This window comes from Pusillimonas sp. MFBS29 (assembly GCF_020687695.1).
Lineage (GTDB): Bacteria > Pseudomonadota > Gammaproteobacteria > Burkholderiales > Burkholderiaceae_B > Pusillimonas_C.
This window is the reverse complement of sequence record NZ_JAJEWL010000002.1, coordinates 448,533-475,352: the sequence shown is the minus strand read 5'-3', so window position 1 is coordinate 475,352 and position 26,820 is coordinate 448,533. Positions and strand designations below refer to the sequence as shown.

The window sequence follows — 26,820 nt, the reverse complement described above, 5'->3', positions numbered from 1 at the left end:
GCTGAAAATCAGCCGTAACAGGAGTTAACTTACGACGGCTCTATGCCTGCATTTTTGATGATGGTGCCCCATTTTTCAGTTTCTTCCGCCTGAAATTTGGCCAACTCTTCGGGTGTGGAAGTAACAGGCTTGGTGCCGGTCTGTTTGTAGAACTGCTGTGCGGCATCGCGCTTGGACGCGTTGATGATCAGGTCGTTCAGTTTGGATACGACGTCGGCCGGTGTATTGGCGGGTACGTAGGCACCGAACCAATAGCCCATTTTGTAGCCAGGCACGCCGGCACTGTCTATCGTCGGGACATCTGGTGCCAGTGGCAAGGGCTGGTTATCGGTAACGCCCAGTGCACGAAGCTTGCCGGCCTTGACCTGAGGCAGACCCGTGGCCATGTCGGCCATCATCATGTCGATCTGGCCGCCCAGCAAATCGGTAATGACCAATGGATTGCTTTTGTATGGAACATGCAGCAATTCGACATCGGCCATTTGCTGGAACAATTCACCAGCTACCCGGCTGCTGGAGCTGCCGCTGCCAAAGCTGAGCTCGCCCGGCTTGTCTTTGGCAAGCTGAATGAACTCCTTGACGGTCTTGGCAGGCGAATCCAGATTCACCACCATGATCTGTCCGCCGGTACCCAACAGGGAAACAGGCTGAAAATCCTTGACCGGATCGTAGCTCAGTGTCTTGTACAAATGAGGGTTGGCTGACTGTGAAGTATTGGTCGTGATCAGTACACGGTAGCCATCGGGCTGAGCCCTGGCCACGTCGCTTGCACCTATCATGGCACTGGCGCCGGGTTTGTTCTCGATGACGACGACCTGGTTCGTTTGTTCGGTGATGCCTTGTCCGATGGCGCGGGCCAGTTGATCGGTGGCGCTGCCTGGTCCGAACGGAACCACGAAGGTAATGGGTTTGTCGGGATAGCCTGCAGCCACGGCCTGTCCGGCCAAGGGCAGGCTGAGCATGCCGATCAGACCGGCCAGCAGGGTTTTGCGAAATGTTGCAGGTGTCATAAAGGTCTCCTTTTGTAGATATGTTTGAAGCTCAGGTGGGATCCACCAGGTTTGCTTCCGGTGTGCCGTCGAGCATTACCGGATAGTCGAGTAAATGAAAGGACAGGGCCTTGCCATGGGTATCGAGGTTCAGGGCGTCGTTTACGCCGCCGTCAAGAACGCCGTGCAGCACGAAGTTCAGGGCCTGTATCGATTCGATGACGTGGCGTTGTATGCGGACCGGATGCCGGAAAGCGAACCAGTCTGATACCGCTAGCTCTGTAAGTTGTGTCTTGAGCAAGGGAAAGCATTCTGGTCTCAGGGCGATGACGCTGATATTGGATATATCGCCTTTGTCGCCGCTACGGCTGTGTGCCAGTCGGTACAAGGGTATTGTTTTGTGCTGGTTATCCGATGGCATTATGCGTCCTCCATAAAGGACCAGCTGGCCGGTGCCAGTTCACGTGGAATGGTGCTGGACAGACTGTTCAGCCGGGGCCGCAGGGATGTGCGTACACCGCCTCCGCCGGCCGGTCCGCAACAATACAAGGCCGTGACTTCACGCAGCACCCGTTCGGCAACCTCTTTTTGTGCGTGAGTACCGGCAATGCGCAAGCGCACATCGCGTGCGGCGCCGACCGGGTATGCGCGCAAATAATCACCCGCGTCATCGCCAAACACGCTGGCTACGCCTATCAGGTCGGCTCGCAGTGGCATGGCGCTGCCCAGTCGCTTGCGTACGACGTCGGCCGCCAGTCGTGCGCGGGCTTCGGCCTGTACGCCGGCGTATGAAATCTCGGCTTCAGCCAGCCACCCTCCGTGATGGCAAATGTTGACCTTCAGGGTGTCGGGCCGCTGATGGCCTGTAACCTGACCGACGCGCACAACGTCCGGCCCCGACTGGGCCACGGTAACCTGGCTGATGTCGGCCGTGACGTCGGGGGTCAGATAAGCCGCCGGGTCGTGTACCTCGTACAGCAGTTGTTCCTTGACGGTTTGCTCGCTGACCAGCCCGCCTGTGTTGGCTGCCTTGCTGATGGCGATGTCGCCCGCAGCGCTGATTTCAGCGATTGGAAAACCCAAATTATCCATGCCTGGCACGTCCTTGAGGCCGGGCACGGCAAAGTAGCCGCCGCTGACCTGGGTTCCGCATTCGAGCAGGTGTCCGGCTATTGTGGCGCAGCCCAGCCGGTGCCAGTCGTCATCGGCCCAGCCGAAATGAGCCAGGGCAGGGCCAAGCACAAGGGAAGGATCGGCAACCCGACCGGCGACGACAATGTCCGCCCCGGCACGCAAGGCCTGCGCAATTTCGCCTGCACCTTGATAGGCATTGGCACTGACGATGTCCAGTCCGTCCAGGTCGGGGCCAAGTTGCTCGCGCAGATAAGCCAGCTGATCGGGTCGATTAAGCTGGTCGCCCGACAGTACGGCAATGCGTGGGGCGCGCAAGCCCAGTTCCTGGGCCAATAACTGGATCCGGCGTGCTGCTGCCGGAGGGTTGGCGGCGCCGAAATTACTGATGATGCGGATATTGTGCTGCAGGCACATGCCCAGCACCGGGGTCAGTAGATCGACCAGCAGCGGCTCGTAGCCCAGCTCGGGATTGCGGTTCTTTTCAAGTTGCGCCAGGGCGAGCGTGCGCTCGGCCAGCGTTTCGAATATCAGTGCGTGACCACCCGTATCCACGAGCGTGCGGACCACGGGCAGAACGCCATCGCTGCGGTCGCCGGAAAAACCAGTGGCGCAGCCTATCTTGAATGAGTTTGTCTCCATGATCGCGCTTGTCTGTTGTTGCTTTGCCTGTACTATACGGTCATGGTATTAATTAGTTAAATAGAAATATCTTATTCATTGATACTGTTTTTTTATGAATCTTTCGTCACGCCAGTTGCGTGCCTTTGTAGCCCTGGCTCAGGAAAAGCATTTCACCAAGGCCGCAAGCCGTTGCCACCAGACCCAGCCAGCCTTCAGCGCGCTCATACGCTCGCTGGAAGATGCGGCAGGGGTGCGTCTGTTCGACCGAACCACACGCCGGGTCGAGCTAACGCCGGAAGGGCGCCTGTTCAACGAGTCGGCGCAGCGGCTGCTGAACGATCTGGATGCGGTCCTGGGCGATATCCAGGATCATGTTGCCAAGCGCAAGGGTAGCGTGGCCGTGGCCGCCTTGCCCTCACTGGCAGCAGGCTGGTTGCCCGGCATATATGCACAGTTTCACGAACGCTATCCGGGTGTCGAACTGCATCTGCATGATGCCTTGCTGATGCCATGTCTGGATATGGTCAGGCTGGGGGCAGCTGATATTGCGGTGGCGGCCAAAAGCGGCGACATGAACGGTCTGCATGCCGAACCGCTGTGTGAAGACTATTTTTATCTGGTCTGCCGCGACGACCATCCTCTGGCGCAGCATGAGACCGTACGTCTTGCCGAACTCAAGGGCAATGCCATCATTCATCTGGGAAAGGGAAGCAGCATCCGCCAGAGTCTTGCCAGCCACCCGGTGCTTTCCGGCTTGAACGGCTTCCTCGAGGTCGACCATCTGGCAACGGTCACGGGTCTGGTAACGGCAGGTCTGGGCATCAGTCTGTTGCCCTCCATGACCCTGTTCCAGTTCAAGCATGAGCGCATCCGGGTCATTCCTCTGGCGCCGCGCAGCCGAATAAAGCGGTCTTTATATTTGATACGTCGCAGCGATAAAAGCCTGTCCAGTGCCGGGCGTGCCTTCTATGAATTGCTGCTGAGTCAGCGCGGTGTGCTGGCTCAGCGTAACGACCTGAACCCTGACACCGGTACAATTAAGGCAGCAGATACTTTTCCAGCTTCTTCATGAAATTCACTCATCGCGGCCCCGCACCAGCTCGCCGCAACGACTTCCAGACCTTGAAATCCCTGCTGCCTTATGTGTGGCAATTCAAGTGGCGGGTGATCACCGCAATAGCCTGTCTGGTGGCCGCCAAAGTGGCCAGCGTCGTCCTGCCCCTGTATCTTAAAGATATCGTCGACCAACTGAGCGTGCCCGCGACGGTGCTGGTGTTGCCGGTTGCCGCGTTGCTGGGCTACGGTTTTGCACGTCTGGCCACTAGTGTATTCGGTGAGCTGCGTGATGCACTGTTTGCCCGGGTTACTCAGGGCTCAATACGACGTATTGCGGCGCAACTGTTCAAACATCTGTTTGCCTTGTCATTGCGCTTTCACATGCAACGTCAGACTGGCGGCTTGAGCCGTGACATCGAGCGCGGCACCAAAGGTATTGGTTTCCTGCTCAATTTCATGGTTTTCAATATTTTACCGACCTTGCTCGAGATCAGCATGGTGGCTGCCATTTTGCTCTGGCGCTATGACTGGCCGTTTGCCGTAGTCACACTGGGTACGATAGGCGCTTATATTTTATTTACCTTGCTGGTAACCGAGAAGCGCATGGTGTACAGGCGCAGCATGAACGATCTGGACAGCAAGGCCAACAGCAAAGCCATCGATGCACTGCTCAATTATGAAACGGTGAAGTATTTCGGCAACGAGGGCTACGAGCTGGATCGATACGACCGCAACCTGGGCAAATGGGTAGACTCTGCCGTCAAGAACCAGGTGTCGTTGAATTTCCTGAATGTAGGGCAGGGCGCCATCATCACGATTGGCGTGACTGTACTGCTGTGGCTCTCGGCCGATGGTGTGGTCAAGGGCGATATGAGCGTGGGCGACGTGGTGCTGGTTTCGGCCTACCTGACGCAACTTTATGCACCGCTTAATTTCCTGGGGTTCGTGTACCGGGAAATCAAGCACGCCCTGGCCGACATGGAGCGCATGTTCGCCCTGATGGAGCAGGGCCAGGAGGTCGCCGATGCGCCCGACGCCCGCAATCTCAAGACCAGCAATGCGTCGATAGAGTTCGAGCATGTGGATTTCGGTTACGAGGGCAACCGTCAGATTTTGTTCGATGTAAGCCTGACCATACCGGCGGGCAATACCCTGGCGGTGGTGGGTTCCTCGGGTGCGGGCAAATCTACTTTGTCGCGCCTGCTCTTTCGCTTCTACGATGTAACGGCCGGGACCATACGGATCAATGGCAAGGACATCCGCGGTCTCACCCAGGCCAGTTTGCGCCAGCATATAGGCATCGTGCCGCAAGATACCGTGCTGTTCAATGACAGCATTTTGTACAACATTGCCTACGGCAATCCTTTGGCGAGCCAGGATGAAATTGTTCAGGCCGCCCGTGCTGCCAGCATTCATGATTTCATAATGGGGCTACCTGACGGCTACCAGACCCAGGTTGGCGAGCGGGGCCTGAAGCTTTCGGGCGGCGAGAAGCAGCGTGTTGCCATTGCACGTACTTTGCTGAAGAACCCACCCATAATCATTCTGGACGAGGCTACCAGTGCACTGGATACCCGCACCGAACGATTGATACAGGATGAGCTGAACCAGATCGCCAAAGAGCGCACCACGCTCATCATTGCGCACAGGCTGTCCACCATCGTTGATGCGGATGAAATCCTGGTGCTGGATCACGGCAGAGTGCTGGAAAGGGGAACGCATCGCGAGCTGCTGGCACAGCGTGGGCGCTATGCCCAGATGTGGGCTTTGCAGCAGGCTGGGGACGATACGGATTGACCTTTTTTGATTTGCGCATACAGTACCAAAGTAGTACTATATGGTTACTGTAGCAAGTCGGAGGCAGCGAGTGCTGCGCATCAGTAAAATCATCGATTACGGCACCTTGGTGCTAACCCACATGGCGGCCAGCCCTGAACGCATATTCAGTGCGTCGGATCTGGCCGGCGCGCTGGGCTTGGGCCAACCTACCGTCAGCAAGATACTCAAGTTGCTGGGCCAGCATGAATTGGTCAACAGCAGCAGGGGTGCGCGTGGCGGATACATGCTTAGCCGGTCGGCCAGCGAAATCAGCGTGGCCGACATTATAGACGCTTTGGAAGAACAGCCCTTTGGGCTGACTGAATGCACAGCATTGCCTGGCGCTTGCAGCGTCGAGGCCGGCTGCCACATCCGCAGCAACTGGCAGCGCATCAACGCCATTGTAAGGCGTACGCTCGAAGAGGTCAGCGTAGCCGACATGATTCAAACCACACCCAACGAATTTCCCATGAGCAAGCATCCGGTTTCCAAATCAAGTGTCCGGGTCCAATCACGTCCCATGACATGGAGTCAAGCCAAATGAGTTCTGTAACCGAACCCAAAGTCAAGCCAGCGGGAGTCAAGCCCGCCGCCGATCCCATCGAATCTTTCCTCGATCGTGAATATTCGGCGGGCTTTGTGACCGAGATCGAATCGGTCACCATACCCAAGGGGCTGAACGAAGACACCATACGTTTGTTGTCGCAGAAAAAGGGCGAGCCCGAATTCATGCTCGAGTGGCGGCTGGCCGCCTACCGTCATTGGCTGACCATGGATTTGCCCGAGTGGGCCAAGGTCAGTTTTCCGGCCATAGATTTTCAGGATATCAGCTATTATTCTGCGCCCAAAAGCAAGAAAGACGCGCCCAAAAGCCTGGACGAGGTCGATCCTGAATTGCTGCGCACCTACGAGAAGCTGGGTGTGCCTTTGCACGAACGCGCCCGTCTGGCTGGTGTCGCGGTCGATGCCGTGTTCGATTCCGTTTCGGTAGCCACGACTTTTCGCAAGCAGCTGGCTGAGGTCGGCGTTATTTTCTGTTCCTTCTCTGAAGCCGTCAAAGAGCATCCCGAACTGGTTCGCAAGTATCTGGGTACTGTAGTGCCCCCGGGCGACAACTTTTACGCTGCGCTGAACTCGGCCGTATTCTCCGACGGGTCCTTCGTGTTCATTCCCAAGGGCGTACGTTGCCCCATGGAGCTGTCCACATATTTCCGCATCAATGCGCAAGATACCGGCCAGTTCGAACGTACCCTGATCATTGCCGAAGAGGGCGCATCGGTCAGTTATCTGGAAGGCTGTACAGCGCCCATGCGCGACGAAAACCAGCTGCACGCTGCTGTAGTTGAGCTGGTTGCGCTCGACGATGCCAAGATCAAGTACTCCACCGTACAGAACTGGTATCCGGGCGACAAAGACGGCAAGGGCGGTATCTACAATTTCGTTACCAAGCGGGGCGACTGCCGCGGCGCACGTTCGCGCATCTCCTGGACGCAGGTGGAAACGGGCTCGGCCATTACCTGGAAATATCCCAGCGTGATCTTGCGTGGCGATGACTCCACCGGAGAATTCTATTCCGTGGCGCTCAGCAACCACCGCCAGCAGGCCGATACCGGCACCAAGATGATACATATCGGGCGCAATACGCGCAGCACCATCATCTCGAAGGGTATCTCCGCCGGCCATGGCAGCAACGCTTACCGCGGCCTGGTGCGCGTCACGCCCAAGGCCGAGAATGCCCGCAACTATACGCAGTGCGATTCGCTGCTGATAGGCAGCAAATGTGCCGCACATACCTTCCCGACCATGGAAGTGCAGAACCCCTCGGCCAGTGTTGAACACGAGGCCACTGCATCGCGTATCGGTGAAGATCAGTTGTTTTATGCCATGCAGCGCGGCTTGTCCGCGGAAGACGCCGTGTCGATGATCGTCAACGGTTTCTGCAAGGAAGTTTTCAAGGAATTGCCCATGGAATTTGCGGTCGAAGCACAGAATTTGCTCGGCGTAAGTCTGGAAGGCAGCGTAGGTTAATGGAGAAGTCAGTAATGCTCAGCATCAAGAATCTGCACGCCTCGGTCGAAGAAAAGTCGATCCTGCGAGGCTTGAATTTGGAAGTCAAAGCCGGCGAAGTACACGCCATCATGGGGCCTAACGGTTCAGGCAAAAGCACCTTGTCACAAGTGCTGGCCGGTCGCGAAGACTACAAGATAGAAAGCGGTGAAGTCGACTGGATGGGGCAAGACCTGTTGTCCATGTCCATTGAAGATCGGGCCCGTTCGGGCCTGTTCCTGGCCTTCCAGTATCCCATCGAAATACCCGGTGTTTCGAATGCGTATTTCCTGAAGGCTGCGGTCAATGCAACCCGTCGCCACCAGGGTCTGCCCGAGCTTGACGCCATGGACTTCCTGAAGCGCGTCAAGACCGAAATGCAAGCCGTAGGCATGCGTGAAGAATTCCTGTATCGCTCTGTGAACGAGGGCTTTTCGGGTGGTGAGAAAAAGCGCAATGAAGTCCTGCAAATGACTTTGCTTGAGCCCAAGCTGGCCATTCTGGACGAAACCGATTCCGGCCTGGACATCGACGCGCTCAAGGTAGTGGCCGACGGCGTCAACCGCCTGCGCTCGCCAGAACGTGCCCTGATCGTCATCACGCACTATCAGCGCCTGCTCGACTACATCGTGCCTGACTTCGTGCATGTACTGGCCGGTGGCCGCATTGTCCGTTCGGGCGGTCGCGAGCTTGCACTCGAACTCGAAGAGCGCGGCTACGGCTGGATCACCGAGAACGCCCAGGCACAGAAAGGGGCAGCGGCATGAGTACTGTACAAGCCTGGACGGCTGACTTTGCCGCCCGAGGGCAAGGCCTGGCAGGCGCAAACGTACCCTGGCTGGCCGCCCTGCGCAAACGCGCTATCGACAGGTTTGCCAGCCAGGGCTGGCCTACCACCAAACTGGAAAACTGGCGCCACACTTCGCTGGCCACACTTGAGCAGCAGACTTTCCTGCCGGCCGGGCAAGCCTCCGCAGCCGACCTGGTCAGCAAGGTCCGGGCGAACGAGCCCGGTCACTGGCTGGTGTTCATTGATGGCCGGTTCGATGCCTCGCTCTCCGATATCGGAGATCTACCCAGTGGTGCACAAGTGCTGGCGTTGTCAGATGCATTGAACGACGCGCCCGATACCGTACAGGAACTGTTCGGCGATGAAACGCAGGGTTCCAGCACGGCCGCGCTCAATCTGGCCCTGGCCAGCGATGGTGCAGTCATACGGCTGGCTCGTGGTGTTGAACTTGAAAAGCCGGTGCATGTTGTATTCATTGCCGCCAGCCAGCAGGCTGCCAGCTTTCCCCGCAACCTGATTCAGGCAGAGGCCGGTGCGCGTGCGGTGATTGTCGAGCATTTTCTCGGTCAGAACAGCGGTGCCAGCCTGACCAATACCGTGACGCGCGCGCAACTGGCTGCCGATGCACACGTCACCCACTTGAAGCTGCAGCATGAAGATGAACAGGCTTTTCATCTGGGTGCGATCGATGTAGTGCAAGGGAAAGGTTCAGTGTACAACTCGCACTCGATGTCGTTTGGCGCGCGCCTGGCCCGCCACGACATTTCCACCGACTTTACCGGCGATCATTGCGAAACCTTGCTTAACGGGCTGTATTACGTCAATGGCAAGCGCCATGTCGATCACCACACATTGATCGGCCATTCCATGCCCCACGGCGTCAGTCGCGAGTATTATCGCGGGGTTCTGGCTGATACCGCCCGAGGTGTATTCAGTGGTCGTATCCTGGTGGCACCTGGCGCCGACAAGACCGATGCGGTGCAGCGCTCCGACAGTCTGTTGCTGTCGCGCATGGCCAAGGCGGATGCCCGTCCCGAACTGGAAATCTATGCCGATGACGTCAAATGTGCGCACGGCGCCACCGTGGGCCAGATAGACGAAGACAGTCTGTTTTACCTGCGTACCCGTGGTCTGGATGAGTCGAGCGCACGCAGCGTTCTGACTTATGCATTTGCGGCCGAAGCGGTAGCCCGCATCGAACCTGAAGTCTTGCGTCGGCGCATCGTGGGTGCCATACGTTCTTTGGCGCCAGTTGGTCTGGACCTTGGAGAATTTGCATGAATGCACCTACCCTGGTCGAGTCGCAGACGCCTCAATTGAACCTCACGGGTGATTTCCCCATCCTGTCGCGTCCCGTCAAGGGGCGTCGACTGGTCTATCTGGACAACGGCGCCACGACGCAAAAGCCGGCGGCAGTCATTCAGGCGGAATGCCAGTATTACGAGCAGTCCAACGCCAATATTCATCGAGGCGTTCATTTCCTGTCGCAGCACGCTACCGACTTGTACGAGCAGGGCCGGGAAAGTGTGCGTCGCCTGCTCAATGCCGCCCGCGATGAAGAAATCGTCTTTACGCGCGGTACCACCGAATCCATCAATCTGGTGGCTTACAGCTGGGGCTGGGCCAATCTGAAAGAGGGTAATGAAATCCTTGTCACAGGCATGGAGCATCACTCCAATATCGTGCCCTGGCAATTGCTGTGCGAACGCACCGGGGCCCGGTTGCGGGTCGTGCCGGTGACCGACAGCGGCGAGCTCGATATGGACGAGTACCGCGCATTGCTTAATTCGCGTACCCGGCTGGTCGGCATCGTTCATGTATCCAATGCCCTGGGTACCATTAATCCGGTTCAGGAAATGACCCGCATGGCACACGAGGCGGGTGCGCTGGTGCTGGTCGATGGCGCACAGGCAGTGGCCCATACCGTGGTCGATGTGCAGGCCATAGACTGCGATTTCTATGTTTTTTCTGCCCACAAGCTTTATGGCCCCACCGGCATGGGTGCGCTGTATGCACGCTACGACGTATTGAAAGACATGCCGCCTTGGCAAGGCGGTGGCGACATGATTCACACCGTCAGTTTCGAACGCAGCACCTACGCCGATGTACCGCAGCGCTTTGAAGCCGGCACGCCCAATATTGCCGGCGTGGTGGGCCTGGATGCGGCCATCCGGTATGTTCAGGGTGTAGGACTGGAAGCCATCGCCAGCTACGAAGACCATTTGCTGCAGCTTGCCACCGAACAGTTGCTTGAGTTGCCGGGCATACGCCTCATAGGCACGGCCGCTGCCAAGGCGGGCATTTTGTCCTTTGTGGTCGACGGGATCCATCCGCACGATTTGGGCACCATCCTTGACACTGATGGGGTTGCCATTCGCGCCGGACACCATTGCGCCATGCCCTTGATGACACGGTTCGGCATACCTGGCACCGCACGCGCATCGCTGGCCTTATACAACACCGAAGAGGATGTTCTCGCGCTGGTGGCTGCGTTACGCAAGGCTCAAAAATTGTTTGGAACGGGACGCGAAGCATGAGCGATCTACGCGAGCTTTATCAGGAAGTTATCTTTGACCATAACCGTCACCCGCGCAACTTCCATGCCATGGATGACGCCAGCCATCGTGCCGATGGGCATAACCCGCTGTGCGGCGATCAACTGACGGTCTATGCGCAGGTCGATGGCGGCATCGTTCAAGAGGTCAGTTTTATTGGCCACGGCTGTGCCATCTCGACGGCATCGGCTTCGCTGATGACCGAGGCAGTCAAGGGCAAGACCATAGAAGAAGTGGAAGCATTATTCCGCGATATGCACGCCATGCTGACTGAAAAACACCCGGAACAGCGTGATTTCGGCAAACTCGAAGTTTTGTCGGGAGTGCGGGAATTTCCGGCGCGAGTCAAATGCGCCACACTGGCCTGGCATACGCTGCATAACGCCATTACCCAGGCGCGCGATATTGCGCGCACCGAATAGAAAGAGGTCAGTCATGAGTTACACGCGTGAAGACGTCATTGTCAGCCGGGATTGTCCGGCCGTGACGGTTCCTTATGGTTCTCCAGTCACCATAGAAAAAGGCTGCGAGGCAACCATTACCCAACAATTGGGCGGAAGCTACACGGTCATGGTCGAAGGCAACCTGTACCGGGTAGAAGGTGTGGATGGTGATGCTTTGGGTTTCGAGCCCACTGAAGATCCCGTTCACAAATACGACGGCCCGATTACCGAGCAGTACGTCAAAGATGCGGCATGGAGCATGCTGGCTACCTGCTACGACCCGGAAATTCCCGTTGATATCGTGAATCTGGGCCTGGTGTATGCCTGCGACATCATTCCTATCGGTGAAGAGCTCTTTCGCATAGAAGTGAAAATGACGCTGACTGCGCCCGGTTGCGGCATGGGTACATTCATTGCCGACGAAGCACGCAGCAAGTTGCTCTCGATACACGGCGTGGATGCCGTCACGGTTGATCTGGTCTGGGATCCACCCTGGAGCCGCGAGATGATCAGCGAGCCCGCTCGCCTGCAGATGGGCTTGCTGTAGTCCAGCCCAAAGACGCTCCCCGGGCAAACGCCTCATAAACGGCGGCATTGCGGTTGTGCACATCCAGACGCTGGTACAGCGTTTCGGTATGTGCCTTGGCTGTCGCCACCGAAATGTTCAAGTGGCGGCCAACTTCTTTCATGCGAAAGCCGCGCGCAAGCAGTACCAGCACTTCATACTGGCGCGGGGTCAGGCCCAATAGTTCACACTCAATACGCACGACTCGATCGTCGGGCCTGGCTGACGGCGCCCCGTCGGTGGCCGGCCATTTCGACGGCTTCAGACGAGGGAGCAAATCTTTCTGTCCGCTGGCTTCTGCGGTGCTGCTCAAGGGAAAACACCGTCCACCGGCCAGGACCAGCAGGACAGATGCCTGAAGGGTTGCCGGGCAGGTATGCTTGGGTATATAGCCTGCGACTGACGCCGGCAGCCCGTGCAGCCTGTGCGGCATCTCGTCGCTTTCGGCAAGCAGCAATATGGCTTTGGGTGAGTGAACGCGTTCGGTGGCAGCGGCCAGCCGTTGTATATCGTTAAAAGAGCTTATGGACAGCAGGGCAAGATCGCATTTCTCACCTGGCGTATCTTTGTCCAGGGTTGAATAATCTTCGACATGGATAATACAGGCTGGGGTGGTGATTTCGGCCAGAATCCGCTGCAGGCCAAGTTGTTGCAGAGGATGCGGCTCGATGATGATAAGGGTGGTCATGCGCATTTCCGAACTTGAAGTTTGTAAATATTCGAGCGCTATGCCAAGGATTATCTCTGGTGCTTGCCAGATGCAATATCAGCCAAACATTCAGGAAAATGTCGTAATCCTACCCAGCCATTTTGGTGGTGTTCGCTCTTAGCGACGCATATATTTGTTACCACTATATCGCAAAAAGGCGTCAACTTTTCATAAACATGAAATTATTTGTATCTACTGTAATGTAATGTACACGCTTGCGACCGTATATACGGCCCCGTTCAGAAGTTTCACGGCTGCCTTCCGGTGAACTTGTCGACTTTCAGCTGATCCAGCACATCAGCTTGAGCGGAATTCTCTGGCTGTCCCAATGCAACGGCATGGTTGTGAACTGCTCGGCAAAGCAGGTTGCGCGCAAGCTGTAGCCCGAAGTCGGCAGCCAATTGTCAAGCAGATAGTCATAGATGCGCGGCAATTCATGTGACCGGCATTCAGCACTCAGGACTGCCACGCGCCCGGCCGGCAGGGAAATTTCAAACGCCTCTTCAGGTTTGCGGCAGATATCACGACATGCCGGTACGCCGCAGTAGTAACGCATGAAGGATTGCGGTACGAACATGGGAGTATCGTAGCTCAGCCCTGAAAAATAATTTCCTCGTCCTTCTGGTACATGCTGTTCATACAAATGCCTGAAATCATTCCAGCATGCATGTTTTTGTCGGGATAGCCCTTCATAACGGGCGGCCCAGATCTGCGTACCCGGCATATTCGTAACTTTGACTTCGTATTGATCAGCATCGCCGACCGGCAGTTCGGCGGTCTTTTTTCGCATCGCAGTGTAGTAGGCGTGAGCCTGGCGAAAATGTTGTGGCGCGATGCCCCAATACTTGGTAAAGGCGCGCGTGAACGCCTGCTGATTCGAGAACCCCATGTCGATCGCGATAGAAAACATGGACTGTGTCGTATGCGCAATCATCAGTGCACATCGGCCCATCAGATTGTGCTGGATATAGTCGTGTGGCGAGTACTTGAACTCTTTCAGGAACAGTCGCGTCAGGTGAAAGCGAGTCAGGTTGATATGACTCGCCAGTTCCTGAACGAGCGCATCGTGCGCATTGAATTCAGTTGATCCGTTAAGTATTTTGTGCTCGATCTGCGTCACGCAGTATTGAATTCTCGGGTCCACCTCTTGTCTCCCAGTTCTCATCTTATCCGCTTGTGCAGATTTATTTTTAAATAATCTTCAATATCACAAAGTGTGAATATTATTAAAACGCACGAACCTAGAATAAGCACAAACATAAGAAGCGATACGTGCAAGTTATTAATCAGCTACGTCATCCTCTTATTCATAAGTTAACCAACAGAGTTGATTGAATGTTGATGAATACGATTGGGGTGGATTATGTAACCAAGGCTTGCAATTTGGAATAGGCCATAAGGTTTAAACAATAAAGCCTCCTCTTTTTGTCGGGAGGGATTACCCGAAATGAGTGATGAATTGGGCCGCCAGGGCTCAGGGGAGAGGCTTTGCCTGGGTTTTGTGAACGCACTGTTTGCCATATCTGGATTCGAATGGCGCAGGGCTTCAAACAGCAGTCGTCAGGGCTCCGGCATTAATTGCATGGAGCCACGACAAGGAGCAGTACCGCGTCGAGACGGTTTCTCGAATTATCAGGAGACACATCATGAAAAAAGCAATTTTGGCTGCAGCATTGGCAGTGAGTTCCATCGGTATGGCGCAAGCCGCAGGTTTTGGCGTAGGCGTTTTCGGAAGTATGGGTAACGCTGGTTCCAGCGTAAGTGGCGGTTCGACCGCATCCAGCGGCAGCGCTTCTATCGGTAACGGTGCCGCGCTACAGGGAACGCAGTCGGGTAGCCAGTCCATGGCGGGTGCTTCAGTTGCCCTGACTCCTCAGGGTGTCGCAAGCCAGTCAGCAGGTCAGACGGTGACAAGCTCGACCGGTGGTGGCTTCACCCTGGGTACTGCAATCGGTGGTACTTCGGGTAATTCATGGGGCAACCACACAGCAGGTAGCGGCGGCGTTACCGGCAACCTCGGTTTTGGCGCATGGACCTGGTAATTCACTTCTCAGGAATGTGAGTTTGATGTGTGTGGGGAGGACACTTCCCACACACTCGGAGAAATGTCATGAAACTGCCTACGCTGCTTATCTGCATGGTTTGCGTTATGAACGTCGCAGCCACCGGTAGTGCGCAGACATCAGAAAATACTTGTGGTCCCGAGCAATCATTCAGCGCTCTGCACGGCGGCGAATTTGAGGCTATCGCCGGGTACGGCAAGAACATGTCATTCCCTCCGGATTACCGTCAGGACTGGCTGTCCGGGGTGGATGGCGCTTTCTCTTGTGTGCCGCAGGATCAGCCGATGCGGTGGCAGGCCCCTGGCGCACAGGCACTGGAGGCTATGCGCTTGTTGCCCAGTTATCCCAGCTCCAACAATCCATCGGTTCTTTCGTCGGGTTGGCGAAGGCTCAAGGCGGAATGACGGCAGGCGGGCTTGTGCCTGTGGGGCAAAGGGAGAGGAGTGATGAGTGAGAAAGAAGACTTACTGGTTAACGGAAAAACCAGCGACGAGATCAAGCGCTGGACTGTTCGCCGTAAAAGCGTGCTGGTCATGGATATTATCCAGGGAAAAATGACTGTCAAGGAGGGCAGCCAGGCATTTGATCTTCCCGTCTCGGAAATTGAGCGTTGGGTAGCCGAAGGAAAACGCGGGCTGGAAAATGCCTTGCGCGTGAATCCCTTGGAGGTGAAAGAGCAGTACGAGCGGCAGATCAAGGAGCTGCAACAAGCCTATGGTGAAGCCATGCTTGAGCTACGAGGCAAAAAGAAGCAGCAAACCCAGACTCCAAACGAAGATACATAATCGTCGATCGATTTTATTTGCACTTAAATTGTTACTTTATCGATTAGTTATTTTTCGCTGGAATTAAGTTATTCACTAAACAAAAATCAGCATTTATTTAGATACGTATCACAAAATGTATAAAAGATTAGCTTCGTGTTTACCTAGAATAAATACAACTTAATAAAAATTCTTGGTTATATCCAGAAGGCAGAATATCGCCGCAAGGGGTTAGCCCCGCAGGAGAAGACAAATGAAACGGTTTTTATTGATATCACTGATCTTATGTGGCGGCAACAGCGTTGCATGGGCTCAAAGCAATACGGCTGCCGATGCAGTCTCTAATGCATCGGGTGGCTCGACTGCGACTTCTCAGTCAGGGAATATGTCGTCGCAAATGGGGCAGCAGGCCGAGATGGGCATGGGAAACATTACCTTTGGCGATTCGATATATCCGGATAGCCAACGCATACGCACCACGCCCAACGTTTATACGGCGCCAAGCATGTTTGGCGGGGCCAATAGTTGCGGTCAAAGCAATACCCTGGGGGTGGGGGTAACGGGCTTTGGCATTGGCGGTTCCATGGCCAGCGAAAGCGACCCTTGCAATGCGCGTGAAGATACCGCTACGGCTTATCGCCTGGGATATCAGGACGTGGCAGTACTGCGTTTCTTCTGCTTTGGAGAAGATGAAAACCGACTGGCCTGGGTGGCATTGGGCAATAGCTGCCCGCCAACAGCCCAGCCTATTGCGCAGGTCAAACAGCGTGTGGTCAGCAATTCCAGCACATTGTCCGGAGACACTGTGCAGGAAAGCATTCCGCACTGATCGTCATTCACGGAGAAAGACATCATGACCAGGATAATATTTGTGATGATGGCAATCGGAGCAACAGGGTATGCCTGTGCCGCCGGAACCATACCGGGTGGCAACTTGTCCCTGACACAGACTCATACCAACAACATGCTGGCGGCAAGTTCCAGTTCCGGTTCGCCCTCGGGTAGCCCGTTGACTTCAGTGTCGTCGCGCGCCAGTGCGGGCATTAACACCACCATGACCTCGGTTGAAACCTATTCGTTTGGCAGTGCTGAAACTGCTATTCAAACCGAGGCTTCATCAACAGGATCCGGTTCGAGCAGCATGAGTGCAAGCATCTCCAGCGAATATCGGGCCACTGCTGAAACCGGCAGCGAAGATCCTGACTCAAGTGCCGATACGGCCTTGGGCTTTGGCGGGTTCACCAGTTGGTAGGCAAAACAGAATACACAGAATAATTCCGGGCAGCCCCCGAAGCTGTATATCTCAGAGGAGAATAACCATGAAACGCTTGATACTTACGGCGCTGGTCTTGTGCAGTACGGCAGCTTTCGGGCAAACCGGAACCACCGCCAATTCAACAGCAGATGCGGTCAGCAACTCCGACGCAAGTTCCCAGTCGGGCATCATGACCAACGAAATGGGGCAGGGCGCGTATATGCAAATGGGCAATATCACGTTTGGCGACTCGATAATGCCTGATAAACAACGTATACATACCACGCCTAATGTTTACATGGCACCCAGCATGTTCGGGGGCTCGAACAATTGCGGCAAGAGCAATACCCTTGGTGTTGGCGTAACCGGGTTCGGCATAGGTGGCTCGGTTGCAAGCGAAAGCGTGGCTTGTAACGCCCGCGAAGATACCGCTACGGCCTACAGACTGGGTTTTCGTGAGGTGGCTGTCGTGCGTTTCTTCTGCTTTGGTGAAGCAGAAAACCGCCTGGCCTACGAGGCTGCCGGTCATAGCTGTCCCGATCTGGATATGATAGCCAGCCGGGCCGCTGGCGCGCCCGCTGCCGCTCCGGCGAGCGGCGCGCAGACCGTCCCTGTTCAGGAACCGCGTACGCCGGTACCGAATGAACCCGCCCCTGGCGCGAATACGAGCCGCGGCTATCCTGGTGTCGATGTGGCAGCAGTGGTTGTGGCCGGGCCTGTCGATCTGAGTCGCGATATCCATGGTACGGTCGTGCAGTCCGCTGTCCGTGAGCTGGCAGCGCCAGCAGTTGAAGTTGTGGCGTCGCGGGCGATCAAGCTTGCCGTCAAGGCATCGGGCCCGGTCGGCAGCATAAGAATTACTGAAACCGAAGTGCTGGCAGCCGCGCCTGACGCAGCCAGTCCCGTTGTGACGCTGGATGTAACCGACCCGGCGCATCCCACCCGCAACATGGATCCGGAGCAACTGCTGGCCCTGGCCGCAGACCAATAAAGATTGGGCGGGCAGCACCCGAACAAATAAAGGGGAAGAGGCAAACAAGTGGGGGAAAGAGGGCTTACAGGCACACAAGGCTTGTAAGCCCTTCTGCATTTGGCTGGAATGCCCGTCAATGCCGTCACCAACTTGACATGAAGCTTGAGGCGCTCCTGAGCCGTTGGGTGGAGCGTGAAGAGTCGCACTATGCCGCTGAACTGGAATCCAACCCAACTCCGGAACGCCGCGTGAAATTGCATTTGAGCCAAACAGAGCATGAGTCGCTCTCCGCCGGCATAGCGGTTTGCACGATGCTTGCCGCGCTGTCAGGCAATGCGGAAATGTGCACGGCCATGCAAAACTGGTATATGTGAGCAAAGAAAAAGGGCTTACAAGCAAAAACTTGTAAGCCCTTTCTGTATTTGGTCGGGACGGAGTGATTCGAACACTCGACCCCTTGCACCCCATGCAAGTGCGCTACCAGGCTGCGCTACGCCCCGAGACTAATGGCCATTCAGCCTTTAGCGGTTTCGCTGGCCGACCAAATCAAGACCAGAGAAGAACGAGATTCTAGCATAAATTTTGCGGCTTTTCGCAAACTCACGGCAAAAGCGCGGCAAGTGCCTGAGAGCGCCGAATATTTGCCCCGGCGTGGGCTGAAACATATGAAAATATGGGCTGACAGCCTTCAAAAGAAGTTATTCACGAGGAAAACATGAGCAAACCGTTAAGCGGAGTCCGTGTCCTGGAAATGGGCCAGTTGATCGCAGGGCCCTTTGCGACCAAGATGCTGGGTGAGTTTGGGGCCGAGGTCATCAAGGTCGAGCCGCCTGTGAAAGGCGACCCTTTAAGAAAATGGCGCCTTATCCATGACGATACGTCGGTATGGTGGCAGGTACAGTCACGCAACAAGAAGTCCATTACCCTGGACCTGCGCCAGCCCGAAGCCCAGGAAGTTGTTCGCAAGCTGATCAAGGAAACTGACGTGCTGGTCGAGAACTTCAAGCCCGGCAGCCTGGAAGGTTGGGGTCTGGGATGGGAAGATCTCAAGACCATCAACCCTGCGCTCGTCATGCTGCGCGTGTCGGGCTACGGCCAGACGGGGCCGTACCGTGATTTGCCCGGGTTTGGCGCGATAGGCGAGGCCATGGGAGGCTTGCGCCATCTAAGCGGAGAGCCGGGGCGCACACCGGTGCGGGTGGGCGTTTCCATCGGTGACTCCTTGTCGGCCCTGCACGGCGTCATAGGCGTTTTGCTGGCCTTGCGCGCACGTGATCAGGGCAGCGGCCAGGGGCAAGTGATCGACGTTGCGTTGTATGAATCCGTTTTCAACATGATGGAAAGCCTGCTGCCTGAATATTCTGTTTTTAATGAAATCCGGCAAGCGGCCGGCAGCAGTCTGCCGGGCATTGCGCCCAGCAATGCGTATCGCTGCGCCGATAACAAGTATGTGCTGATTGCAGGCAATGGCGACAGTATTTTCAAAAGACTGATGACAGTCATAGGCCGCGAAGACCTGGGCAATGATCCAGCGCTGGAAAACAACGTGGGTCGGGTCAGGCAGGTAGAGATGATAGACGCGGCGATTTCAGAGTGGACCGGACAAAACCGGCTGGACGATGTTCTGGCGGCCTTGAATGCAAGCCATATACCAGCCGGAAAGATTTACGATGTGGCCGACATCGCTGACGACCCGCATTATCAGGCCAGAGACATGATCCTGGATTCATCGTTGCCCGACGGAACACCGATCAAGCTTCCGGGCATCGTGCCCAAATTAAGCGCCACACCGGGCGATGTGCGCAGCGCGGCGCCGAGCCTGGGTCAGCACACCGATGAGGTCCTGGAAAGTATCGGCATCAGCGAAAGCACACGCAGCGATTGGCGCGAGCGCGGCATTATTTAAGTGTGGCGCACTTGCATGGGGTGCAAGGGGCAGAGGGCCCTGCCTGGCCAGCCAGAAGCCCGGTAATCCCGTTAACCCACCTGAAATTCGGTTTCCGGGTAGCGCACACGGCTGCGTTTCTGGGTTGCCAGGCTATATATCAGGGTCAGGGGGCCCAGGCGCCCGGCAAACATCAGCAGGGCAATGACTGCCTGGCTGGCCGTTGACAGCTGTGGCGTGAGATCACGACTCATGCCTGTGGTGCTTACAGCTGATACAACCTCGAATAGCAGGCTGATGAAGGGGGCCTTTTCCAGTATCGTCAGAATCAATACACCCAGGAAGACCAGGGCGCTGTTAACCAGCAGCAGCGCCAGGGATTTCTGGACAGTATCCGACGATATGGATCGCTTGAAAAGCACCACTTCCTGGCGATGCCGCAGGTAGGAGTAGACAGCAGCCAGCAGGATGACGAAGGTTCCGATCTTGATGCCGCTGGCCGTACTAAGTGACCCTCCGCCTATAAACATCAGCAGCATGATGATCAGGGTGGAGCTGTCGTGCAATTGGGTGATGTCGAGCGTAACGAAGCCGGCAGTGCGTGAGGTGACGCTTTGCATCCACGCCGCCAGCGCCTGTTCGTGCCATGGCAAGCCGGCCAAGGTTGCATAGTTGTTTGATTCCAAAGCCCACAACACCACAAAGCCGGCCAGGTTCAGGATCAGGGTGGCCATCAGCATGACTTTTGTATAGGGTCGCAAGGGCGCCCAGCGCTTCTTGTGGCCAACATCGTTCAGAACGGAAAAGCCTATGCCGCCCAGAATGATGCAAGAGGTGAATACGAATACGGTAACAGCGTCGCCAAGGAATTGCGCCAGGCTGTTGGGAAACAATGAGAAGCCTACGTTGTTGAATGCGCCGATCGCATGGAACACCCCGTAATAGATGGCGGTAAGTGGTGGATAGTCCAGCGACCACCATAGCGCCAGTATGACGGCAGCAATCAACTCAATGACCAGAGAGATCTTGAATACGGCAAAAGCGGTTCTTCGTATCTTCGACACGCTGGTCTGGTTCAGGGCTTCAAGTGCGAGTGCCTGCTGGCTAAGGCTCATTCTTTTGCCCAGCGCGATTGCCGCGACGACGGAAAAAGTCACAAAGCCCAGTCCACCCAGCTGGGCGAGTGAGATCAATACTATCTGACCGAAATTGGTTAGGGCTATCGATGGCTCGATGGTGGCCAGGCCGGTAACGGTTACGGCCGACGTCGCCATGAAAAACGCCGTGAACGCGCTGATAGGTTCCCGGGCCGCCATGGGCAGGGACAGCAGCAGGGTACCAAGCAATATCAGGAGCAGGAAACCCGAAGCCAGCACCACAGGTGGGCTGGAACGGAACATTCCGGTGCGCCTGACGCGTTGGTAATACTGATAACTATGTAAGGGAAGCCAGTTGCGCATGAGGTCAGGCGAGCTTGGGTGCGATGGTCTTCAGGGTGCCAAGCTGGCCCAGCAGGACCAGTATGTCGTTGGCCTGCAAGGTGAATTCACCGGGGGGGTGTACGGTGATGTCGGCACGTCGCTTGACCAGCAGGACATGTATGGTGTCCGGTACATCCTTCAGGATTTTGCTGAGCGAGGTTCCTTCCAGGCGTTCACTGACATCTATCTCGACAACGAATTCGCCGTTGCCTATCGAAATATAGTCGTTGACCATGGGGTAGCTCAGTGCCTGGGCGACCCTTATGCCCATTTCTTCTTCGGGGTGAATAATGCGAGCCACGCCCAGCTTGCTTAGAATCAGATGCTGGGCGTGTGAGGTGGCCTTGACCCAGATGGTGGAAATGGCCAGCGACTTAAGATGCACGACGCAAACCAGGCTGGCCTGTACATCCTCTCCGATGGCAACCAGAACCACGTCGTAGTTATCCAGTCCCAGCTCTTCCAGGGCCTCGCGGTCGGTTACGTCGGCGATGACCGCTCGAGTGACCTGGTCTGCCATCTTATCCACGACCTTGTTGTTGGAATCCACGGCGAGTACCGAATGGCCCATCTTCATGAGCTCGAGCGAAGCGGCGGATCCGAAGCGTCCCAGGCCGATGACGGCAAATTGTCCCATGCTGCATCCTTGTTTTATATCAAGCGAAAAACCTGCCGATACGATAGTCGATTGCTAGGATGGCCGAAATTCTGGTACAAACCCTTATGGACAACAAATTAAGGCAACAGTAATGGTGATAAGTTTGTTTGATCCCGTTCAGTTAGGTTCTGTAACATTACCCAATCGCGTTGTCATGGCACCCCTGACGCGCAGTCGTGCGTCCAGCGGCCGGATCCCGAATGATCTGATGCGCTCCTACTATGCACAGCGGGCAACGGCCGGACTCATCCTGTCTGAGGCTACCTCTGTTTCGCCTCAGGGGGTCGGCTATGCAGATACCCCCGGGATCTGGACTACCGCCCAGGTCGAGGGCTGGAAGCTTATTACCCAGGCCGTCCATAACAAGGGCGGCAAAATATTCCTGCAGCTTTGGCACGTGGGCCGTGTATCCGATCCCGAATTCCTGAATGGCGAAATACCGGTTGCCCCCAGCGCGATTGCCTGCGACGGCCCTGTACGTCTGCTGCGACCCGAACGCCCCCATCCGGTACCGCGTGCACTTCATATAGAAGAGATTCCGGCTATTGTTTCGGATTTTGCGGTCGGGGCCCGCAATGCCTGGGAGGCCGGCTTTGACGGTGTCGAGGTCCACGCGGCCAATGGTTACCTGATTGACCAGTTTTTGCACGACGGCAGCAACAGGCGTATTGACGAATATGGCGGTTCGATACCGAACCGCGCGCGCTTGCTGCTTCAGGTGGTGGATGCCTGCATGAGTGTCTGGGGCGCAGGGCGCGTCGGGGTACACCTTTCACCACGTGGCGACGCGCATTCCGTCAGTGATTCCAATCCCAGGGCGTTATTCAGTCATGTGGCGCGTGAGCTCGGTGAAAGAGGCCTGGCATTCCTGTTTATCCGAGAATCATTCGGACCAGACAGCCTGGCGCCTGAAATGAAGCAGCTGTTTGGCGGTGCGGTGATCGTGAATGAAGGTTACGATGCTAGCAGTGGCCAGCAAGCCTTGTCAGAAGGTCGCGCCGACGCAGTCGCCTTTGGCAAGGATTTCATCGCCAATCCCGATCTGGTTACCCGTTTGCAAACGGATGCGCCATTGAACGAATGGGATGCTTCTACCTTCTATTCCGACGGTGCACGTGGTTACACCGATTATCCCTGCCTGAACAGCGCAATGGCGGCCGAGGCCTGCGCCTGAAAAAGCTTTTCCGATAGTGTCGGACATGCTAACTTTCTAGTTTTCCGGTGTGCAATGCGCGTGCGGCTTACCGGCTTACTGTATGCATGGAAACGGTCATGAGACGTAGTGTTAAGGCTTTAGTGTCCGGTATCGGAGTGCTGGCAATGTTGTCGGGATGCGTGGGCATCGAACCAGACGGCAGTTCTCCCAGCGTGTCGTACACCGTGCCGCGCAACTATCAAATCGTTTATCTGCGCGCCCAAAATCAGGCGGGCGAATGCCTGACAGGCAAAAATCAGTACGATATCTATGCGCAGGTTGATCCAGACATGCAGACTGGCACGGTAATCGTGCGCAGTCCGCTTGGCGGGGTGGTGGCCCGCAGTGATATCCGGGCCATAGATGCCAGCCACACAGAGGTTACCCACACGGTATGGGGGCACCCTCCGTGGGATAACGGGGCTTTGCAAGCCATGCGGGAATCCGTATTAATGGATACCTCGGTGTGCGTGGCCTACAAGTAAATCACCTGTTACAGCAGCTTTTGCCTGACCTGGGCTGATACCGCCGACATATCGGCGCGGCCGGCCAGTGCTGCCTTGACCAGGCCCATGACTTTCCCCATGGCCGGTGCACCCGTAACCCCTTCGCTGCTTACTTGGGCAATGGCGCCGGCAATAACGGCTTCGATCTCGGACGCATCAGCCGCTTCAGGCAGGAACTCCTGCAACACGGCGAGTTCGGCTTTTTCCTGTTCTGCCGTTTCGGTGCGTCCTGCCTGCTCGAAGGCGGCAATGGATTCACGCCGTTGCTTGACCTGCTTTTCGATGATGGCAACGATTTCTGCGTCGTCCAGCTCGCGGCGCTCGTCCACCTCTTTCTGTTTGACGGCAGCCTGCAGAAAGCGCAAGGTTCCCAGGCGAGCCGAATCTTTGGCACGCATGGCGGTCTTCACGGCCTCGGCCAATTGAGGTTTCAACGAATTGCCCATGAGTATATCCAGTGTAAAGGGAGTCATTTTAATGGAAGTTGCCGTGCCGGGTGGCGCCGGTTATGGGGCCGCAGGCTATCTGACGTACAATTTCCATTGTTTCAAACCAGGGATTTCTACCGCATGGCGACCAAACCGGGCCTTCCCGAACCTATGATTTTTGTTCCGGCGCAGGGCCGGCCACAGCTGCTGTTTGTTTTATTGCACGGAGAAGCGGCCGGACCTGAACAGCTGATGCCGCTCGCTGACGCCCTCAAGCAGGCATTTCCCTTGTGTATGGTGGTTTTGCCCCACGGTTACCACGACCCCGCCAATCAGTTGCCCGATCTGATCGCACAAATTCAGCACTGGCAGCAGGCTTATGGCCTGTCAGGGCAGCAAACAGCACTGGCGGGTTTCTCGCAAGGCGCTACGCTGGCACTCGAGGCCAGTCATGCCCAACACGATCTGGCCGGTCGTGTGCTGGCATTTTCCGGCCTGTACGCAACCCCGCCCACCGATGTTCCTCCCGCCACGATGTTCCATTTCTTCCATGGCGCAAACGACAAGCAGGTTTCAGTCGACAACGTAGAGCTCACGCTCAGCCGGCTGGCCGAACTGCAGGGTGACGCTACGCTGGATGTGGCGTCCAGAATCGGACATGAATTGCATGATGCGCTGATCAAGCAGGCTATCGTAAGGCTTCAGACCTGTGTGCCTTTGCGTAGCTGGGAGGCAGCCATGAACTCCCTGCAGCAGCAGGGCAGTGAGAGCGTGCCGTCAGCTGATACAGGGCGGACATTGCACTGATCAGGCGCAGGCTGCTGGCGCGTCGGCCCTGTCGGTGGCCTGAAACGGCCAGTCATGGCGTTCGGTGGCCGCCCCGGAGGCGTCATAACTGATTTCACTGAGCAACCCGCGTCCGCTGGCATGCAGCGCGATGACCGTAGAGCAGCGTGTGCCGTATTCAGGGCTCACGATAAAGGGGCTGCTGAGCAGGCGTTCGCGCTCCAGGCTAAGGCCTGTACTGGGCAAGTGATCGTCGGGCGCAGGCGTGCCGTCTTTAAGCATCTCAAAAACCGGTGTCAACGACCGTTCCAGATTTTCCAGCGGAAAGGCGTCAAGCGCCTGACGCAAGCGCTCGGCCTTGGGCCAGGCGGTGTCCAGCAGGTGATTGCTCAGCACGTATCGGCCCGGTGACAGTTGGCGAGGTCCGGTAGATTCCTCCCGGTTTGCCGTATAAAACGCTGCGTTCCTGTCCCCGACAATAAGGTTAAAGCCGTTGTAGGCGGCTGCTTGCGCATGGACCTTGTCTGCATAAGAATGCGGCGGCTCCTGACCAGTCAGATAGCGGCTGACCAACTTCCCCCGTGTCGGGGCGTTATTCATCACGTGGGCGGGGTCCCGGTAATTGGTGATGAGTGCGAATCGTCCTTGTCGCGTAACGCCAAGCCAGCTGCCGCTGGCCTGACAGTCCAGTCCGGCAATAATATCCGGGTGTTGCGCCCATGGAGCAGCGGGCAGGCAGGGCCTGTCGTGGTATTCGTCGCGGTTCGCCGCGATGAACAATGGCCAGTCAGGGTGCGCGGCAATGGCAAGGTAGGCGATACACATTCCGGCGGGATCAGAGCAGTGCCAGCTTGCTTTCGTTCTCAACCAAAAGCGTGCGTATACGTACGGCATCACCTATGCGGGTGTGGTTGCTGGCATTCAGCAGAACAATCGCCACGTCGCGGTTATCGATGCGGGTAAGCATGACCAGGCACTCGCCGGCCTCGTTGATGAACCCGGTCTTGGATACCTGGATATCCCATTTGGCATTGCGTACCAGCCGGTTGGTGTTGCGGTAGGCCAGCTGACGGCCTCGACTAACGGTAAATTCGTGCTTGTCGTCGGTGCTGTAGCGATGGATGAGCTTTTGTTCACGGGTGGCTTGCAGCAGTTTGACCAGATCGCGCGATGTAGATACGTTTTCACTGGACAGTCCGGTAGGCTCGATGAAATGTGTGTTGCGCATGCCCAGGGCACGGGCCTTGTCGTTCATGGCGCGAACAAAGGCCGGCATGCCGCCCGGATAATAGCGCCCCAGCGCGTGGGCCGCGCGGTTCTCGGACGACATCAGGGCCAGATGCAGCATTTCGCCACGCGTCAGTTCGGTACCGACCGGAAGGCGAGAGCGCGAATAGCGCATGCGGTCGACATCGGCGTCGGAAATCGTCAGCACTTCGTCCATGGGCAGACCGGACTCGGTAACGACCAGGGCCGTCATGAGCTTGGAAATGGAAGCAATGGGGCGAATTGCGTCGCTGTTCTTGTCGTACAGTACATGCTGGGTTTCGAGATCCTGCACGAAAGCAACCTCGGCGCGCAGGCTGGCCAGGTCAGTCAGCGGTGCCAGATCGTCATCAGGCGCGGGCCGGTTTACTACGATGTCGCTGCCATTCTGGCCGGGATGGCGTATGCCGACCCGTAGCTGACCACGCGACGCACGATTGGCGGCGTAGCTGACCGGCTGCAGGTTCTGGCGTTTGACGATGTGGGTTTGCTGTATGGCGGACCGGGCGTCTGATGCCTGCGCTGAAGTGCTGGATTCTGCGTGAGCGTGTGCGCCAAGCCCAGGCGCGAGCAACAGCGAGGCTGCGGCCAGGAACGAACAAAAAGGACGGGGTGGATTCCAGGGGAAAGGCATTGCCGGTCATCCAGGTATTTTTGATTCAACAGATAATATCAGAAAAAATGCTATATATTAGATAGTTACAGAAGAAATTTAAGTTATTTTTTAACTCATCCGCATAAGCTGTGGGGATATTTGAATTTCACTGTTTTTATATACAGCCAAATAGGTGTGAAAAAAGCCGCCTGGCGTAAAACGCGCGGCGGCTTCTGATC

At 56.4% G+C, this 26,820-nt stretch carries 30 protein-coding genes and 1 tRNA gene; 20 read left to right on the top strand and 11 right to left on the bottom strand.

Annotated elements, in window-relative coordinates; translation table 11 throughout:
• Positions 1-29 precede the first annotated feature (29 nt).
• Genes LKR43_RS04910 through LKR43_RS04900 form a run of 3 tightly spaced genes read right to left on the bottom strand, consistent with a single transcriptional unit; the run spans position 30 to position 2,762 of the window.
• Positions 30-1,010 carry a tripartite tricarboxylate transporter substrate binding protein gene (locus LKR43_RS04910; RefSeq protein WP_227682760.1) on the bottom strand — a complete coding sequence of 327 codons (981 nt, stop codon included), beginning with the start codon at positions 1,008-1,010 and terminating at the stop codon, positions 30-32.
• 31 nt (positions 1,011-1,041) lie between these two features.
• Positions 1,042-1,410: a hypothetical protein gene (locus LKR43_RS04905; RefSeq protein WP_227682757.1), complete on the bottom strand. Its 369-nt coding sequence runs from the start codon at positions 1,408-1,410 to the stop codon at positions 1,042-1,044.
• On the bottom strand, positions 1,410-2,762 hold the full coding sequence (locus LKR43_RS04900; protein ID WP_227682756.1) for an acyclic terpene utilization AtuA family protein: 1,353 nt from the start codon (positions 2,760-2,762) through the stop codon (positions 1,410-1,412). Before LKR43_RS04900 ends, LKR43_RS04905 begins: the two co-directional genes overlap by 1 nt.
• Before the next feature lie 94 nt (positions 2,763-2,856).
• Here LKR43_RS04900 and LKR43_RS04895 point away from each other — a divergent pair, with 94 nt between their 5' ends.
• The 9 genes from LKR43_RS04895 to sufT all read left to right on the top strand — a co-directional run bounded on the left by LKR43_RS04895 (position 2,857) and on the right by sufT (position 11,999).
• The gene (locus tag LKR43_RS04895) at positions 2,857-3,816 is read left to right on the top strand and encodes a LysR family transcriptional regulator (RefSeq protein ID WP_227682754.1); all 960 of its coding nucleotides are present in this window, start codon (positions 2,857-2,859) and stop codon (positions 3,814-3,816) included.
• Positions 3,813-5,597, top strand: coding sequence for an ABC transporter ATP-binding protein/permease (locus LKR43_RS04890; RefSeq protein WP_227682752.1), 1,785 nt, complete (start codon positions 3,813-3,815; stop codon positions 5,595-5,597). The genes LKR43_RS04895 and LKR43_RS04890 overlap by 4 nt, the downstream gene beginning before the upstream one ends.
• 70 nt (positions 5,598-5,667) lie before the next feature.
• Positions 5,668-6,162: an SUF system Fe-S cluster assembly regulator gene (locus tag LKR43_RS04885; RefSeq protein WP_227682750.1), complete on the top strand. Its 495-nt coding sequence runs from the start codon at positions 5,668-5,670 to the stop codon at positions 6,160-6,162.
• Positions 6,159-7,646 carry a Fe-S cluster assembly protein SufB gene (gene sufB / locus LKR43_RS04880; protein WP_227682749.1) on the top strand — a complete coding sequence of 496 codons (1,488 nt, stop codon included), beginning with the start codon at positions 6,159-6,161 and terminating at the stop codon, positions 7,644-7,646. Before LKR43_RS04885 ends, sufB begins: the two co-directional genes overlap by 4 nt.
• Positions 7,647-7,660: 14 nt before the next feature.
• Complete coding sequence (gene sufC, locus LKR43_RS04875) at positions 7,661-8,431, top strand: Fe-S cluster assembly ATPase SufC (RefSeq protein ID WP_227682835.1); 771 nt, start codon at positions 7,661-7,663, stop codon at positions 8,429-8,431.
• Positions 8,428-9,735 (top strand): Fe-S cluster assembly protein SufD, encoded by a 1,308-nt coding sequence (gene sufD / locus LKR43_RS04870; protein WP_227682747.1) that lies wholly within the window; start codon positions 8,428-8,430, stop codon positions 9,733-9,735. Before sufC ends, sufD begins: the two co-directional genes overlap by 4 nt.
• Positions 9,732-10,991 carry a cysteine desulfurase gene (locus tag LKR43_RS04865; protein WP_227682745.1) on the top strand — a complete coding sequence of 420 codons (1,260 nt, stop codon included), beginning with the start codon at positions 9,732-9,734 and terminating at the stop codon, positions 10,989-10,991. The genes sufD and LKR43_RS04865 overlap by 4 nt, the downstream gene beginning before the upstream one ends.
• Positions 10,988-11,431 (top strand): Fe-S cluster assembly sulfur transfer protein SufU, encoded by a 444-nt coding sequence (sufU, locus tag LKR43_RS04860; protein WP_227682744.1) that lies wholly within the window; start codon positions 10,988-10,990, stop codon positions 11,429-11,431. The genes LKR43_RS04865 and sufU overlap by 4 nt, the downstream gene beginning before the upstream one ends.
• Positions 11,432-11,444: 13 nt before the next feature.
• Positions 11,445-11,999: a putative Fe-S cluster assembly protein SufT gene (gene sufT / locus LKR43_RS04855; protein ID WP_227682742.1), complete on the top strand. Its 555-nt coding sequence runs from the start codon at positions 11,445-11,447 to the stop codon at positions 11,997-11,999.
• Here sufT and LKR43_RS04850 read toward each other — a convergent pair.
• A complete protein-coding gene (locus LKR43_RS04850) occupies positions 11,962-12,705 on the bottom strand; it encodes a response regulator transcription factor (RefSeq protein WP_227682741.1) in 744 nt (247 codons plus the stop codon). The genes sufT and LKR43_RS04850 overlap by 38 nt on opposite strands.
• A gap of 301 nt (positions 12,706-13,006) precedes the next feature.
• Positions 13,007-13,870 carry a helix-turn-helix domain-containing protein gene (locus LKR43_RS04845; RefSeq protein ID WP_227682740.1) on the bottom strand — a complete coding sequence of 288 codons (864 nt, stop codon included), beginning with the start codon at positions 13,868-13,870 and terminating at the stop codon, positions 13,007-13,009.
• Positions 13,871-14,372: 502 nt separating this feature from the next.
• Here LKR43_RS04845 and LKR43_RS04840 point away from each other — a divergent pair.
• From LKR43_RS04840 to LKR43_RS04810, 7 genes are all read left to right on the top strand, one after another.
• On the top strand, positions 14,373-14,768 hold the full coding sequence (locus LKR43_RS04840; RefSeq protein ID WP_227682738.1) for a hypothetical protein: 396 nt from the start codon (positions 14,373-14,375) through the stop codon (positions 14,766-14,768).
• Positions 14,769-14,836: 68 nt separating this feature from the next.
• A complete protein-coding gene (locus LKR43_RS04835) occupies positions 14,837-15,193 on the top strand; it encodes a hypothetical protein (protein ID WP_227682736.1) in 357 nt (118 codons plus the stop codon).
• A 42-nt stretch (positions 15,194-15,235) separates the two neighbouring features.
• Positions 15,236-15,574, top strand: coding sequence for a DUF1153 domain-containing protein (locus LKR43_RS04830; protein ID WP_227682734.1), 339 nt, complete (start codon positions 15,236-15,238; stop codon positions 15,572-15,574).
• 232 nt (positions 15,575-15,806) lie between these two features.
• On the top strand, positions 15,807-16,382 hold the full coding sequence (locus LKR43_RS04825; RefSeq protein ID WP_227682733.1) for a hypothetical protein: 576 nt from the start codon (positions 15,807-15,809) through the stop codon (positions 16,380-16,382).
• 24 nt (positions 16,383-16,406) lie between these two features.
• A complete protein-coding gene (locus tag LKR43_RS04820; RefSeq protein ID WP_227682731.1) occupies positions 16,407-16,805 on the top strand; it encodes a hypothetical protein in 399 nt (132 codons plus the stop codon).
• 67 nt (positions 16,806-16,872) lie between these two features.
• Positions 16,873-17,799, top strand: a complete 927-nt coding sequence (locus LKR43_RS04815; RefSeq protein WP_227682729.1) for a hypothetical protein — start codon at positions 16,873-16,875, stop codon at positions 17,797-17,799.
• Positions 17,800-17,936: 137 nt separating this feature from the next.
• Positions 17,937-18,155, top strand: coding sequence for a hypothetical protein (locus tag LKR43_RS04810; RefSeq protein WP_227682727.1), 219 nt, complete (start codon positions 17,937-17,939; stop codon positions 18,153-18,155).
• A gap of 49 nt (positions 18,156-18,204) precedes the next feature.
• On the opposite strand, the gene LKR43_RS04805 is transcribed toward LKR43_RS04810, so the two are convergent.
• A tRNA-Pro gene (locus tag LKR43_RS04805) sits at positions 18,205-18,281 on the bottom strand.
• Positions 18,282-18,496: 215 nt separating this feature from the next.
• On the opposite strand from LKR43_RS04805, the gene LKR43_RS04800 reads away from it, so the two are divergent.
• On the top strand, positions 18,497-19,687 hold the full coding sequence (locus tag LKR43_RS04800; RefSeq protein WP_227682726.1) for a CaiB/BaiF CoA-transferase family protein: 1,191 nt from the start codon (positions 18,497-18,499) through the stop codon (positions 19,685-19,687).
• Positions 19,688-19,758: 71 nt separating this feature from the next.
• Here the strand turns inward: LKR43_RS04800 and LKR43_RS04795 are convergent, their stop codons facing one another.
• Together LKR43_RS04795 and LKR43_RS04790 are read right to left on the bottom strand one after the other, a co-directional pair.
• Positions 19,759-21,066, bottom strand: coding sequence for a TrkH family potassium uptake protein (locus LKR43_RS04795; RefSeq protein ID WP_227682724.1), 1,308 nt, complete (start codon positions 21,064-21,066; stop codon positions 19,759-19,761).
• Between the two features lie 64 nt (positions 21,067-21,130).
• Complete coding sequence (locus LKR43_RS04790; protein ID WP_227682723.1) at positions 21,131-21,784, bottom strand: TrkA family potassium uptake protein; 654 nt, start codon at positions 21,782-21,784, stop codon at positions 21,131-21,133.
• Between the two features lie 115 nt (positions 21,785-21,899).
• Here LKR43_RS04790 and LKR43_RS04785 point away from each other — a divergent pair, with 115 nt between their 5' ends.
• Both LKR43_RS04785 and LKR43_RS04780 read left to right on the top strand, forming a co-directional pair.
• Positions 21,900-22,979: an alkene reductase gene (locus tag LKR43_RS04785; protein ID WP_227682833.1), complete on the top strand. Its 1,080-nt coding sequence runs from the start codon at positions 21,900-21,902 to the stop codon at positions 22,977-22,979.
• Between the two features lie 98 nt (positions 22,980-23,077).
• A complete protein-coding gene (locus LKR43_RS04780) occupies positions 23,078-23,485 on the top strand; it encodes a BPTD_2524 family lipoprotein (RefSeq protein ID WP_227682721.1) in 408 nt (135 codons plus the stop codon).
• An 8-nt stretch (positions 23,486-23,493) separates the two neighbouring features.
• Here LKR43_RS04780 and LKR43_RS04775 read toward each other — a convergent pair whose 3' ends face one another.
• Positions 23,494-23,952: a GatB/YqeY domain-containing protein gene (locus LKR43_RS04775; protein WP_227682719.1), complete on the bottom strand. Its 459-nt coding sequence runs from the start codon at positions 23,950-23,952 to the stop codon at positions 23,494-23,496.
• Between the two features lie 123 nt (positions 23,953-24,075).
• Here LKR43_RS04775 and LKR43_RS04770 point away from each other — a divergent pair, with 123 nt between their 5' ends.
• Entirely contained in the window at positions 24,076-24,741 is a 666-nt protein-coding gene (locus tag LKR43_RS04770) for an esterase (RefSeq protein ID WP_227682717.1), read from the top strand.
• Here the strand turns inward: LKR43_RS04770 and LKR43_RS04765 are convergent, their stop codons facing one another.
• The gene (locus LKR43_RS04765; RefSeq protein WP_227682715.1) at positions 24,742-25,545 is read right to left on the bottom strand and encodes an NRDE family protein; all 804 of its coding nucleotides are present in this window, start codon (positions 25,543-25,545) and stop codon (positions 24,742-24,744) included. It lies immediately after the preceding gene.
• A 10-nt stretch (positions 25,546-25,555) separates the two neighbouring features.
• On the bottom strand, positions 25,556-26,620 hold the full coding sequence (gene pbpG / locus LKR43_RS04760) for a D-alanyl-D-alanine endopeptidase (RefSeq protein WP_227682713.1): 1,065 nt from the start codon (positions 26,618-26,620) through the stop codon (positions 25,556-25,558).
• Between the last annotated feature and the right edge of the window lie 200 nt (positions 26,621-26,820).

What these genes read in the sequence shown, in the direction of transcription:
- LKR43_RS04830 (WP_227682734.1), top strand. Translation starts at nt 15,236, where the DNA reads ATGAGTGAGAAAGAAGACTTACTGGTTAACGGAAAAACCAGCGACGAG.
- LKR43_RS04810 (WP_227682727.1), top strand. Translation starts at nt 17,937, where the DNA reads ATGAAGCTTGAGGCGCTCCTGAGCCGTTGGGTGGAGCGTGAAGAGTCG.
- sufC (WP_227682835.1), top strand. Translation starts at nt 7,661, where the DNA reads ATGCTCAGCATCAAGAATCTGCACGCCTCGGTCGAAGAAAAGTCGATC.
- LKR43_RS04825 (WP_227682733.1), top strand. Translation starts at nt 15,807, where the DNA reads ATGAAACGGTTTTTATTGATATCACTGATCTTATGTGGCGGCAACAGC.
- sufB (WP_227682749.1), top strand. Translation starts at nt 6,159, where the DNA reads ATGAGTTCTGTAACCGAACCCAAAGTCAAGCCAGCGGGAGTCAAGCCC.
- sufU (WP_227682744.1), top strand. Translation starts at nt 10,988, where the DNA reads ATGAGCGATCTACGCGAGCTTTATCAGGAAGTTATCTTTGACCATAAC.
- LKR43_RS04900 (WP_227682756.1), bottom strand. Translation starts at nt 2,762, where the DNA reads ATGGAGACAAACTCATTCAAGATAGGCTGCGCCACTGGTTTTTCCGGC.
- LKR43_RS04775 (WP_227682719.1), bottom strand. Translation starts at nt 23,952, where the DNA reads ATGGGCAATTCGTTGAAACCTCAATTGGCCGAGGCCGTGAAGACCGCC.
- LKR43_RS04840 (WP_227682738.1), top strand. Translation starts at nt 14,373, where the DNA reads ATGAAAAAAGCAATTTTGGCTGCAGCATTGGCAGTGAGTTCCATCGGT.
- LKR43_RS04800 (WP_227682726.1), top strand. Translation starts at nt 18,497, where the DNA reads ATGAGCAAACCGTTAAGCGGAGTCCGTGTCCTGGAAATGGGCCAGTTG.
- pbpG (WP_227682713.1), bottom strand. Translation starts at nt 26,620, where the DNA reads ATGCCTTTCCCCTGGAATCCACCCCGTCCTTTTTGTTCGTTCCTGGCC.
- LKR43_RS04835 (WP_227682736.1), top strand. Translation starts at nt 14,837, where the DNA reads ATGAAACTGCCTACGCTGCTTATCTGCATGGTTTGCGTTATGAACGTC.
- LKR43_RS04795 (WP_227682724.1), bottom strand. Translation starts at nt 21,066, where the DNA reads ATGTTCCGTTCCAGCCCACCTGTGGTGCTGGCTTCGGGTTTCCTGCTC.
- LKR43_RS04895 (WP_227682754.1), top strand. Translation starts at nt 2,857, where the DNA reads ATGAATCTTTCGTCACGCCAGTTGCGTGCCTTTGTAGCCCTGGCTCAG.
- LKR43_RS04770 (WP_227682717.1), top strand. Translation starts at nt 24,076, where the DNA reads ATGGCGACCAAACCGGGCCTTCCCGAACCTATGATTTTTGTTCCGGCG.
- LKR43_RS04790 (WP_227682723.1), bottom strand. Translation starts at nt 21,784, where the DNA reads ATGGGACAATTTGCCGTCATCGGCCTGGGACGCTTCGGATCCGCCGCT.
- sufT (WP_227682742.1), top strand. Translation starts at nt 11,445, where the DNA reads ATGAGTTACACGCGTGAAGACGTCATTGTCAGCCGGGATTGTCCGGCC.
- LKR43_RS04865 (WP_227682745.1), top strand. Translation starts at nt 9,732, where the DNA reads ATGAATGCACCTACCCTGGTCGAGTCGCAGACGCCTCAATTGAACCTC.
- sufD (WP_227682747.1), top strand. Translation starts at nt 8,428, where the DNA reads ATGAGTACTGTACAAGCCTGGACGGCTGACTTTGCCGCCCGAGGGCAA.
- LKR43_RS04820 (WP_227682731.1), top strand. Translation starts at nt 16,407, where the DNA reads ATGACCAGGATAATATTTGTGATGATGGCAATCGGAGCAACAGGGTAT.
- LKR43_RS04910 (WP_227682760.1), bottom strand. Translation starts at nt 1,010, where the DNA reads ATGACACCTGCAACATTTCGCAAAACCCTGCTGGCCGGTCTGATCGGC.
- LKR43_RS04890 (WP_227682752.1), top strand. Translation starts at nt 3,813, where the DNA reads ATGAAATTCACTCATCGCGGCCCCGCACCAGCTCGCCGCAACGACTTC.
- LKR43_RS04815 (WP_227682729.1), top strand. Translation starts at nt 16,873, where the DNA reads ATGAAACGCTTGATACTTACGGCGCTGGTCTTGTGCAGTACGGCAGCT.
- LKR43_RS04850 (WP_227682741.1), bottom strand. Translation starts at nt 12,705, where the DNA reads ATGACCACCCTTATCATCATCGAGCCGCATCCTCTGCAACAACTTGGC.
- LKR43_RS04765 (WP_227682715.1), bottom strand. Translation starts at nt 25,545, where the DNA reads ATGTGTATCGCCTACCTTGCCATTGCCGCGCACCCTGACTGGCCATTG.
- LKR43_RS04780 (WP_227682721.1), top strand. Translation starts at nt 23,078, where the DNA reads ATGAGACGTAGTGTTAAGGCTTTAGTGTCCGGTATCGGAGTGCTGGCA.
- LKR43_RS04905 (WP_227682757.1), bottom strand. Translation starts at nt 1,410, where the DNA reads ATGCCATCGGATAACCAGCACAAAACAATACCCTTGTACCGACTGGCA.